This is a genomic window from Prodigiosinella aquatilis (assembly GCA_030388725.1).
GTDB lineage: Bacteria > Pseudomonadota > Gammaproteobacteria > Enterobacterales > Enterobacteriaceae > Prodigiosinella > Prodigiosinella aquatilis.
The window spans coordinates 3122132-3134285 of the sequence record CP128857.1; the positions used below are offsets into that span (position 1 = coordinate 3122132).

At 50.7% G+C, this 12154-nt stretch carries 4 protein-coding genes; 1 reads left to right on the forward strand and 3 read right to left on the reverse strand.

Annotation, left to right across the window (positions count from 1 at the left end):
• Window positions 1-86 precede the first annotated feature (86 nt).
• Window positions 87-8684 carry a glucoamylase family protein gene (locus tag PCO85_14575; protein WJV52453.1) on the reverse strand — a complete coding sequence of 2866 codons (8598 nt, stop codon included), beginning with the start codon at window positions 8682-8684 and terminating at the stop codon, window positions 87-89.
• Window positions 8685-9006: 322 nt separating this feature from the next.
• The gene (locus PCO85_14580; GenBank protein ID WJV52454.1) at window positions 9007-10089 is read right to left on the reverse strand and encodes a LacI family DNA-binding transcriptional regulator; all 1083 of its coding nucleotides are present in this window, start codon (window positions 10087-10089) and stop codon (window positions 9007-9009) included.
• Between the two features lie 264 nt (window positions 10090-10353).
• Here PCO85_14580 and PCO85_14585 point away from each other — a divergent pair, with 264 nt between their 5' ends.
• The gene (locus tag PCO85_14585; GenBank protein WJV52455.1) at window positions 10354-11604 is read left to right on the forward strand and encodes a maltoporin; all 1251 of its coding nucleotides are present in this window, start codon (window positions 10354-10356) and stop codon (window positions 11602-11604) included.
• Between the two features lie 183 nt (window positions 11605-11787).
• Here the strand turns inward: PCO85_14585 and PCO85_14590 are convergent, their stop codons facing one another.
• Complete coding sequence (locus PCO85_14590) at window positions 11788-12102, reverse strand: PTS transporter subunit EIIB (protein WJV52456.1); 315 nt, start codon at window positions 12100-12102, stop codon at window positions 11788-11790.
• Window positions 12103-12154: the final 52 nt, after the last annotated feature.

Below are 12154 nucleotides of genomic sequence, written 5' to 3' on the forward strand. Positions count from 1 at the left end.
ATGGACGCTTAATTACTCGCCAACCTTCTGCCAATAATGAATAAAACGCTTAAACCACTTTCCTATTGTTCAAATCCCGATCCCGCTCACAGCGTGAGTAGTATCTGATGCGCCCCTGACACCACAGTAACCTGTACCGATCCTTCCTCAGCCTCAAATGGGATAGTCACATCATCCAGTGTTGCCTGCGCAATCCCCCGGCACCGGTGCGAATCATTCACCACGCGAATAGCATAGTGAGCGTCCCCCAGCGTGACAGCTGCTTCAAAACCCGGCCAGTGTGATGGAATACAAGGGCAAATAATCAACCGATCACCTTCACGATGAATGCCAAGAATGCCCTCGATACCCGCCCGGTACATCCACCCTGCCGAGCCGGTGTACCAGGTCCAGCCACCACGTCCGGTGTGAGGGGCAACGGAATAAACATCAGCAGCGATGACATAAGGTTCAACCCGGTATCGGGAAACCTGTTCCGGCGTTGAAGCGTGGTTGATTGGGTTAAGCAATGCAAACAGTTCTGCGGCTTTATTGCCTTCCCCCAGCTGGGCAAAAGCCAGCACCGCCCACAGCGCGGCATGGGTGTATTGCCCGCCATTTTCGCGAAGACCGGGTGGGTAGCCTTTGATGTAACCAGGATCATGCATAGTGTGATCAAACGGTGGCGTGAACAGCAAAGCAAGTCCCTCTTTTCGCCGAATCAGGTAGTCCTCCATCGAGGCCATAGCCAACGCCGCGCGCTCAGGGATGGCGGCACCGGAAAGTACCGCCCATGACTGCACGATCGAATCAATGACACACTCATCATTGCTATGACTGCCAAGCCAGGTGCCATCATCAAACGTTGCCCGGCGATACCAGGCACCGTCCCATGCTGTGCGCTCAATAGCCTGCCGCACCGACTCGGCATGCTCACGCCAGCGTGAGACGCGCTCCGCTTCCGAAGCATCGGCCAGTGGGGCAAAGATTTCTATTGTGCGGATGAGCAACCATCCCAGCCAGACACTTTCGCCTTTCCCGCCTTCCCCGACACGATTCATGCCATCGTTCCAATCCCCGCTCCCCATCAGCGGTAAACCATGAGTTCCGGTCAATGACAGGCACTGATCCAACCCTCGAGCACAGTGCTCAAACAGAGACGCTGACTCAGCGCACGGCATGGGCTGGAAGAAGATATCATGCTCATCCGGGGCAACCGGTGGCCCATCCAGAAAGCAGATGGACTCGGCCAGAACACTGTAATCCTGACTAACCTGCACATACGTTGCGGTGGCAAAAGCCAGCCAGACACGGTCATCAGAAATATGGGTTCTTACCCCGGCACCACTATGTGGCAGCCACCAATGCTGAAAATCACCTTCGACAAACTGTCGTCCAGCCGCCCGCAACAGGTGTTGCCGCGTCTCCTGAGGAGAGGAGAAGGTCAATGCCATGCCATCCTGTAACTGATCGCGGAAACCATATGCACCACTGGCCTGATAAAATCCACAACGGGCCTGAATACGGCATGACAACGTCTGATAGAGCAACCAGCCATTGAGCATAATGTCCATTGCTCTGTCTGGTGTTTTAACCTGTATCGCACCGGTTATGGCTTCCCAATGCGCTTCAACCTCACTCAGTACCTGATCCAGATCGATTTTCCGATATTTTTCAATCAGGTCTCTGACCTGTTCAACTGAGGTCCCTTGGCCGATACACCAGACTATCTCGGTCTGCTCTCCAGGAGCCAGATGGATCTGTGTCTGCAACACACTACAGGGGTCGACTCCGGCCGCTACATTCCCTGATAACTGGCGGTTTTCTATCAGTGCCGCTGGCAACCTCATTTGTCCATTACGACCGATAAATTCGGTTCTGTCGGCGGTCAATGATGACTGTTGACCCGCTAAATCAGCAAAACCGATGCGTCCTGGGAAACTGCCAGACCAGAGATTATTCACCAGCATCGCGCCCGTCTGTGTATCTACATGGCTGAGTAGATAAGGCGCGCTGGCGCTACGTAAACCACCCAGCACCCATTCGGCATAGGCAGTAATAGTCAAATAGCGCACTTGCGTTGAGGTGTTATGTACTTTCAGGCGAGATATTTTTATCGGATCAACCAGTGGGACATACTGTAATAACTCCAGCTCAATGCCATTGGCATTATGAGCAAACTTGCTATAACCCAGCCCGTGCCGGGCGACGTAGCACCCACCATCATTAATCGGCCATGCTGTTGGCGTCCATAGTACACCGCTGACATCATCATGTACGTACAGCGCTTCTCCACCAGGATCAGACACCGCATCATTACCCCAGGGCGTCAGCTGATTTTCACGGCTGTTTTCCGCCCAGGTGTAACCACTACCCACTTCCGACACCTGAAAACCAAACGTTGGGTTGGCAATAATATTCACCCACGGCGCAGGGGTTGTAAGCTCAGCCTCGAGGACCGTGACATATTCACGCCCCTGTCGGGCAAACCCGCCAATACCGTTAAAAAACTCGAGTTCCTCCGTCAACGGCATCTTGTCCGGCACACTCGGCTTTAACATGCGTGGCAGACGACGCCGAGGAGGTGCATACGGGATTAAGTCAAGTTGATGGGAAATTGCCCCTCGACGGGCAATCAACGATATTCTCGCTACCGATAACAGCAAGGCCCTCGACTCTTGCGACATTAAGTCAGCACGCAGGGCAAATACGGATCCCCGGGTCTGTGCCCCTCCCAAACGCGGTCTGGACTGGCTACTGTGAATCGCTGTTTCGATAGCCATCTGTAGATCCTGTATATAAGACGATGCGCGCTCATTAACGATGACCAGATCCACATTCAGCAACTTCATACGCCAATATTCATGCGCCCTCAGCAGTTGATGAACCTGGGCAATATCATCAATATCATCAATGCGTAACAACACAATGGGCAAATCACCCGAAATCGACATCGGCCAAAGACCCGACTGTGCTCCCGCACCACGGACTATCGATTCAACCGGGGCCCGAAAACGCGGATCGGCATAGAGTACCGGGGCCGCCAAACGTTGAAAATCCGCCGCTTCTTCCGCCTTAACACCAAGATGACGCAATTGCACCTGAGCCTGTGTCCAGGCAAAGGTTTTATCACGTTCAAACGCACTACGATCATGATGCTTATCGATCACATCAATCAGTTCTTCACGCGAGGTAGCGATAACGGTCCAGAACGCCAGACGAACCGTTTTACCAGCGGGAACCGTCACCTGCTGACGCAGTGAAAATATGGGATCAAGTACCGTGCCTGTGGTATTCGACAACGCCTTACGGCCTGAAATAGCATCGGCAGTCATAACTGATTTCCCCCGGCCGATAAAACGCGCACGGTCGGATTCATACTGTATTTCGCTGCCATCCGCCCCTTCCAGCACCATAAAATGTGCAGCCCAGACCGGATGCTCATCCTGGCTTCTTGGCCGACGGGTAGCAATTAATGCAGAAAATTCATCCAGATACTCTGTTTGTATAAATAAACGGGAAAAGGCTGTATGAGCATTATCGGCACTGGGCGGAGCCAGCACGATTTCCGCATAGGACGTCAGTTCAATGTCACGTTGCCGCCGGCCACTGTTCGTCAGGGTAATACGGCGTACTTCACCATCGCTTTCACACGAAACCAATATATCCATCGTAGTGGTCAATGTGCGTTCATAACGGATAAAGGAGGCGTGATCTTCCCCGAAAATAACATCGTGACGATGGGGTGGTTCGCCAATTGCACTATTGATGATGTTAGAAGGGGGCGGCAGATTTCCCGTCGGTTCCATTAACGGATGTTCGTCAGCCGCAGTCCAGATTCTTCCACTGCGCATATCACGTAACAGAATAAAACTCCCCCAGTGATCCCGGGTCGGATCTTCCCGCCAGCGTGTAACCGCTAACCCACGACAGTGACTATAACCGGATCCGGTTGTGGTGAGCATCACAGCATAGCGGCCATTGGAAAGTAAATGTGTTACAGGCGCTCCTGCGGGTATAGCGGAAAAACGCCGCAATATGGCCGTTTCATTAGTGCTTTCACTCCGGCTGTCTTTCACATCGTCTGGTAGCGGTTCAGCAATAGCGACGTGCACTGGCCGGCTTTCCTGTAACAGCAGGTTACAGGACTGGATCATCGGTTCACGATGAAAACGGCAGCGCATATTGCCATCATGTAACGTGTTGGCGATCGCCACCAGTGTCATCCCCTGATGGTGTGCCATGAAGCTGTAAACAATGGCCACCTTTTCATTATCTGGCAAGCGCGAAGGTGTAAAATCCATTGCTTCATAAAATCCATAGCGGCCAGAAGCCCCCAGCGCCGCCAAGCGCTCATAGTTTCGACAGGCGGCAAGCGGATCGATCATGGTTGCCAACCCGGTCGCATACGGCGCTACCACCAGATTATCCGCCAGTCCCCGTTTTAACCCCAGACCAGGAACACCGAAATTGGTGTATTGATAGATGAAATCGATATCACGCGCATTATAGGCCGATTCAGAAATGCCCCAGGGAAGTGATAGGCTTCGGCCATAAGTTTGCTGCTGCGCCACAATCAGACGGGTCGTCTGTTCCAGCAAACTCCCTAATGGAGCACGCATCAACAACGATGGCATCAGGTACTCGAACATCGAACCCGACCATGACATCAGTGCCGAGCTACGGCCGATACGCGTGGCACCCCGTCCCAGACGAAACCAGTGTCGAGTGCCGACATCGCCTTTGGCGATAGCAAACAGACTGGCTAATCGCGCCTCGGAAGCCAGCAGATCATAGCAACTGACATCAAGGCGATTTTCCGACATTAAATAGCCAATCGACAGCAGCTTACGCTCCGGGTCAACAAGAAACTTAAAGTCCATTTCCATCGCCATCGTCCGTGCCCGAGAAGCCAGGTTCTGCAACCGCTCAACCAGCATATCGCGCAGAGCACCAGAGCAGACCCGTTCCCTCTCCTGCTCAACTAACATCGATCGCGCGGCATTCATCCAGAAAATAGGGTCGGCGATCACACCATCATCAGTTCGCGGTAACAACACATAAGTTCGCTGCAACAACGGTTCCAACTGCACAAGAGATGCCGATAACAGACGTTCAGGGGCAAGATCACTGTTCAGTAAATGCTCAATATTGTCTAACGACTGGAGTAGCAAAGGCTCATTCTGAGTCTCCTGATGCCGAGAAAGCGCATCACGAATCAGTTGGAGATGGTCGGCTAATGGCTCACGAACATCCTGTTCCCAGCTCGCTTCCTGCCATAACTCACAGGCATTCGCCAATGCGATCAGATCACCAGCCAGATTGCCACTATCCACCGAAGAGACATAAGCCGGTAATAATGTCTGGAGCATCTGCGTGTCATACCAGTTAAGAAAATGGCCATTAAAACGCTGTAACTGATCCAGAGTGGTGAACGTCGCTTCCAGACGATCAAGCACATTCTCTATGCCAATCCAGCCAAAATCTCGCGCTGACACCGTGGAGAGTAAATACAGACCAATATTGGTGGGCGAGGTACGGTGAGCAATAACCGGTTTTGGACGCTCCTGAAAATTATCCGGTGGCAGGCCATGTTCATGCTCAGTGACAAAGGTTTCGAAAAAACGCCAGGTACGCCGGGCGATCAATCTCAACGCCTGTTTATCCGTCTCGCTAATGTCTTCCTCCCGTGTAATAGCACGCTCTTCACTGGCCCATAATGCCAACGCGGGTGCAGCTAACCATAGTAATGCCAGCGGAAGCCAAAGTGGCCAGTTCCAGGGTGACATCATCAGCGCGCCACCAACCACAATTACGCCAAGCAACAAACTGCCAGCCATGTAAACATAAAAACCCACCAGCGTCAGACGAGGACGCCGCCCGGATTCCGCCGCGGTCGTCCACTCCAGCAAATGCTTGCGGGTGATAGTCAAACGCACCAGGGTACGAGAGAGAGCATCAAGCACTCGCCAGCTATTATCGAGAAGAAACGCCAGCAAAAGGAAGACCTGCATGAATGCCAGTTTGAGGTCACTCAACAGATGTTCGAGGGGATGGCTCTGCTGCAATGACTTCTGGCGTGTCAGTCCCCACCAGCAGCGGGAAATGATATCCCAGAAAATCGGCAAATAAGCCGAGAATGCCAGCACCAACAGCACCGCGAGGAAACCTTTCCACGCCAGCGCCAACGGCAAGACGTTAAAAAGAAACATCATCAACAACAAACTGGGGGCTAAAAGCGAACGCCGTAGGTTATCAACCATCTTCCAGCGTCCTACTGCGGATAACGACGCCGTCTTGCCTGTAGCGGTATGCGCCAGCCCCAGGATCCACGGTAAGAGTTGCCAGTCACCACGCGTCCAGCGGTGTTGCCGCTGGACAACAACGTCATAGCGGGAGGGAAAAGTTTCGATCAGTTCAACATCCGATGCCAGTCCCGAACGGGCATAACTGCCCTCAAACAGATCATGGCTCAATAACGTGTTTTCAGGAATGCGTCCCTCTAATGCCCGTTCAAAAGCATCCACGTCATAGATTCCCTTTCCGGTATAGGAACCATTACCGAATAAATCCTGATAGACATCAGATACTGCGGCTTCATAAGGATTAATGCCCCCCGGCGCAGTGAAAATACGCTGATACCGTGACCCTTCATGTCCTGCGGGCAGCGATGGCGTAATACGGGGTTGCAAAATGGCATAACCGGCGACAATATGCTGACCGCTGGCATCCCAGCATGGCTGGTTAAGCGGGTGCGCCATTTTGCCAATCAGTTTTAATGCCGTATCACGAGGTAAAAGCGTATCCGCATCCAGCGTAATCACATAGCGGACATCCGGCGGGACATAAACAGCTTGTTGCTCAACCGGTATAAAACTGGTATCCGTAGCACCACGCAATAAGCGGTTAAGTTCGTGCAATTTTCCCCGTTTACGCTCCCAGCCCATCCACACATTTTCACTGGCGTTGAACAGTCTTTTACGATGCAGCAATAAAAAACGCCTGCCGGCAGGCCCCGGTTCATAGCGGTCATTAAGCTGCTGGATGGTTCGTGATGCCAGGCTTAACAGCGCGTGATCTCTTTCGATAGTTTCCGTATCGGCATCAATACCATCCGTCAGCAAGGCAAACGTCATGTCGCCCTGGCCACTGGACAGATAATGAACTTCGAGTTGCGCTATTTGTTGCAGGATATCCTGCTCATTGGACAGCAATGTCGGTATCACTATCATGGTCCGGTAACGCGTTGGCACACCATATAATAGTTCCAACCCAGCCAATGGCGAGGCACCGCATAACGCGGTAATCAGGCGGTTAACCCAGGCTATCGCAACTTCAGAAAATGGAATCAGGCAGACGAGGCCGATAAATATCAGCCAGACGGCTGAAACCACGGGGAATGACAATATGGCCCCTATCCCCGCGAATAACAGTGCAGTAAAAAACCCGATTGATCCCAGATAGCCGGTCATGCCAACACGCCGGGTAAACCGGTTAAAACACAGTGCGGCTCCAGGCCGAAAACCGATAGCCGCTTCCAGTTGCGGTCTCCCTTCTGCAATCAGGTAATAACCTGGATCGCGTTTTCGGGCACTGAGATCATCATAAGGCGATAAATCAGGGTCACCATGCGCCATCAGTAAGGCTTCTTTCGCAATATCCAATTCTGTACACGGCGCCCGACGCCCAAGATGCTCAATTGCACTGCGGTATAGATTGCGGGTGGTAAAATCCATCTCATCGAATGCACTACCTTCCCGTAGACACACATCAACCAGACTGACACTTTCAAAAAATGTCGCCCAATCCATGTCGGAAATTAGCCGCATGCTGGTGATAATATTACGCACAGTGACGTTGGACGCGCCAAGGCGTTGCTGGGTGGATTGCACAACTTCATCCATCGAACTTCCCTGCTGGCTCAGTCGGTATTCCAGCCATCCCAGTGCGGGTGTAGTTCGGGGATCCAGATCGCGTAAGCGTTTCACCAACTGAGCCGCAAACGTATCGGACAAAGGTGCCTTGTTGTAACGGGCAATTTCATTAGCCAATGCAGCTTGCCCATCCCCGGCACGCAAAAGATTATTCGCAACGGATTCCGCTTCGGCTCGCGCCAGACGCCCTGCGGTCATTTGGTCGGCCAGACGACGTAGATTTTCAATCAACACAATACGCAAGGTAATGGCAACAGCCCACAGTTCCCCGATCGTCAAGGGCTGCACTTCTTGATATGCCGTGATGAAACGGCGTAATGCTTCTGGATCAATATAGCTATCCGTGTGAGCGACGAAAGCCCACACCAGACCGAATACCCGTGGATAACCGACAAACGGCCCCTGAGATAACTTAGGCAGTTGTCGGTAATAATGTGGGGGAAGATCTTCACGGACTTCACGAATCTGCTCAGCGACCAGATGATAGTTATCCAATAACCACTCGGCTGCCGGCACCACACGTCGGCCTTTTTCCAGTTCGGCGGCATTGGCGCGATAAGCGGCCAGGAGCACTTTAGCATTATCATTCAGTCGATGGTGTAACGGCGGAACAAAAGGCGGTGAACTCGTCACCGTCTGAACGGTAGCCAATGTGCGCCCGTTTTGTTCCAAACGTTCCGGGCCAAATAACTCGCCTCTTACCGGTAGAGTATCATTCCAGGGCGACGAGGATTCACGCGAATTAAACCGTGATCGAGAGAATATTTTCATAATCGCCTTTTAACCTGAGCGCAAAATCCGCACAGGTGGTATTGAAAGTAACGTCAAAAAAGCTGACAAACCTTATGGGTACAGGAGTATCAGTGCTTTAATAAAGTTATGAGAGTGCGAACATCCGCTCGAATTCGCTCACGTCATGAGCGGAGGTGACTAAAAGTAAAGCGAATTTAAGTATAGTAGATAAAATGTCCGACCATTGAATATTCTGTCGGAGCAGGTAGGTTAAAAAACGCCAACTCTATCAAAGCAGGGCGTTATCTGACTCAGCCTGGAATCCTTTCCAGGCATGATTGGCAGGTATCACGTCCGGCACTCAAACACCAATCTGGCTTATCTTTTGAGCGAGCGCTCGCAATTCATCTGCAATCTGTTGCAAGTTATTGTCATCATGAACCTGCGGCCCGGTCGAGTTACGTATCACCAGTTTTGCCGGCAGGATCGACGACGAGCGCTGTGCGTCGTCCTCATTGACCCCAAGCACTCGTCTCACCGCTTCTCTGCCTTGCAAGTCCAGATCCAGCGATACGGTGGTTAATGCCGGATAAAAGAACGCGCTTTCATAGGTATTATCGTAACCAATTACTGATTTCTCTCCGGGAATAGACAATTGATGTTGGTGGAAAGCACTCAATACACCAAGTGACATCTGATCATTACCCACCAGCACCGCCGAGAAGTGCGGTGTTTCCCGCATCATTTGTAGCGCCCCCGCATAACCACTTTGCGCATCCCAGTTACCATGCAACACCGTAACAGGATTCAGTCCGTAATCATGCAGCGTCTCCTGCCAGTTTTTCAGCCGCAGATTGGCTGAAATAGAGTGCTGGGGACCAGCCAACAGCGCGATATCACGGTGCCCCAACTCATAGAGATACTTCACGCTGGCGCGGGTGCCATCCGCTGGATTGAAGGAAACGTTGAACACCGAGCTATAAGGGTCTACATCCAGAAACAGACAGATGATATCGTCATTGTCCGCAGCGATTTTTTCCGCCGCCACCGTTTCCAGTGGGACGTTGATGATAACCTTCTCCACCAGTTGGGACTTAAGTTCATTGATGGAGTCCTGGATAGCATGGTTGACGTTCTCATCAATCATTGAAATCAACACCAGATACCCTTCAACATTCGCGTAACGTTTTACCGCTGCCGCCACCTGGGATGGCGCATGCAACGCCAGTGAAATCGTCACCAGCCCCAACGTCCGACTGCGTTTACCTACCAGTTGTTGCGCCAGACGATTCGGCACATACCTTAATAGCTCAATAGACTGCTCGACCTTGCGGCGCGTGGATTCTGATACATTGGCAGACTTGTTCAGCACCCGGGAAACCGTCTGGTAAGATACGCCGGCATGACGAGCGACATCCTCTAACGTACTGCTTTTCGACTTCATAGTCCGCTCCCTGCAATAGTGATGGTTTAATTGTAACAGGCGCTCCGCCGCCAACATAGTTATCGTTACAATACGCCAAAAAACCACCTTAAAAGTTACTCGTTCACATATTAGAATAAGTGATCAACTTCACTTATCATTACAAATATCGCTGTTTTATTTGCATTAAATCACAATAAATTGATAAGAGAATTGTTTGTTATGTAAATTAGTCCTTTCATAGCCTTTTAAATGTGAACGTATTACAAATATAAAGAGGCATACATGAATATGACGTTGCGTACCCTATCCGTCGCTATTGCAGTGACGCTCACTTCCCCTTCTCTGTTTGCCATTGATTTCCACGGCTATTTGCGATCTGGTGTGGGTGTCTCGCGTAATGGCAGCCTGGAGGAGTGGCAAAAAAACAAGGTAGGTCGTCTGGGAAATGAATCCGACACCTATGGCGAAGTTGAGCTGGGCAGTGAGGTTTACAAAAAAAATGATGTCAGTTTCTATGTGGACAGTATGGTCAGCATGGTGTCTAACGGTGCTACTGACAATGAAACCACTATTGGCGATAACGCTCAGTTCGGGCTCCGCCAGCTTAATTTACAGATCAAAGGTCTGATCCCTGGCGATCCAAACGCGGTGATCTGGGGCGGCAAACGCTATTACCAACGCCACGATCTGCACATCATTGATACTAAATACTGGAATATCTCTGGTGCGGGCGCGGGCGTAGAAAATTTGTCCTTTGGTCCTGGCGCGGTTTCAGTGGCCTGGATCCGGGGTGATGGCAATGATGTGGACTACCGGGTAAATAACGATAACGACCTCAACATCAACTATCTCGACCTGCGCTATGCCGGTTGGAAACCCTGGTCTGGCGCCTGGACAGAATTTGGCATTGATTACGCCATGCCTAATCCGACCAAAAAACAGAAAGAGTATGGTGGCCTGTACGACGCCAAGAATGGCGTGATGCTCACCAGTGAAATCAGTCAGGACATGTTGGGTGGCTATGACAAGATCGTGTTGCAGTATGCCACCAAAGGTCTGGCGCAAAATATGGTGTCTCAAGGCGGAGGCTGGTATGACGTCTGGAACACCACTGATGATGCCACCGGCTACCGGGTGATCAATACCGGCCTGGTTCCGATTACCGATAAATTCTCGCTCAACCACGTATTGACCTATGGTTCGGCAAACAATATCAGCGCTCAAATCGATAAAAGCCGTTTGATCTCGCTGGTTGGTCGTGCACAGTATCAATTCACCGATTATGTCCGCGCTATCGGCGAAGTCGGCGTCTTCTACCAGAAAGATGACCACAAGGATGGCAGTCAGTACAAACAGGGTGGTGAGAAATACACCATTGCTCTGGGGTTAGCAGATGGACCAGCGTTCATGTCACGTCCGGAATTACGCATCTTTGCCTCGTACCTGAATGATTCTGAGCAGGGTCAATCATTCCAGGATGGCACTGCCAGCAATACCTGGAATTTTGGTGTACAGGTGGAAGCATGGTGGTAATAAAAATAAAATAGAATAAACCGCAACATTTCATACTGAAATTAATTGTACATTACTTCCCTCAGCAACTGAGTTTTACTATTGCTGGCAATGTGTTTTATATATGCAAAATAGATTTCAGGCTAGCGGATATAAATTCATTTATTGATAACCACTCGAGGTGGTTATCAATATTTTTTATTCTTAATCATTAATAGAAAAACGCGTTTCAAGTAACTTACGTAGATTATCCGATTGAGTACCAAATACGGCATGGACCTCCTGACCAATAATAATTACGCCTAATGCTCCCGATTTCTGCAACCCGCCAGAATCCACCATAGACAGGTCATTAACGGTAACACGCAGCCGCGTAACACAGGCATCCACATATTTTATGTTCTCTCTTCCGCCAAAGTGTTGTATTAATTTCTCCAGATACTGGTTGTCAATATCACTATCTTCCACCATTTTTTTGGGGTGGGAAAAATAGTTGATAAAAGATTTCAAATTTACCATTATTATTTCCTCATATCATGTAAAAACAAAAACGCCCGCTCAATAGAACGGG

Bases quoted from the DNA above. Each gene is read 5' to 3' on its own strand.
- PCO85_14585 (WJV52455.1), top strand. From the start codon at position 10,354: ATGAATATGACGTTGCGTACCCTATCCGTCGCTATTGCAGTGACGCTC.
- PCO85_14575 (WJV52453.1), bottom strand. From the start codon at position 8,684: ATGAAAATATTCTCTCGATCACGGTTTAATTCGCGTGAATCCTCGTCG.
- PCO85_14590 (WJV52456.1), bottom strand. From the start codon at position 12,102: ATGGTAAATTTGAAATCTTTTATCAACTATTTTTCCCACCCCAAAAAA.
- PCO85_14580 (WJV52454.1), bottom strand. From the start codon at position 10,089: ATGAAGTCGAAAAGCAGTACGTTAGAGGATGTCGCTCGTCATGCCGGC.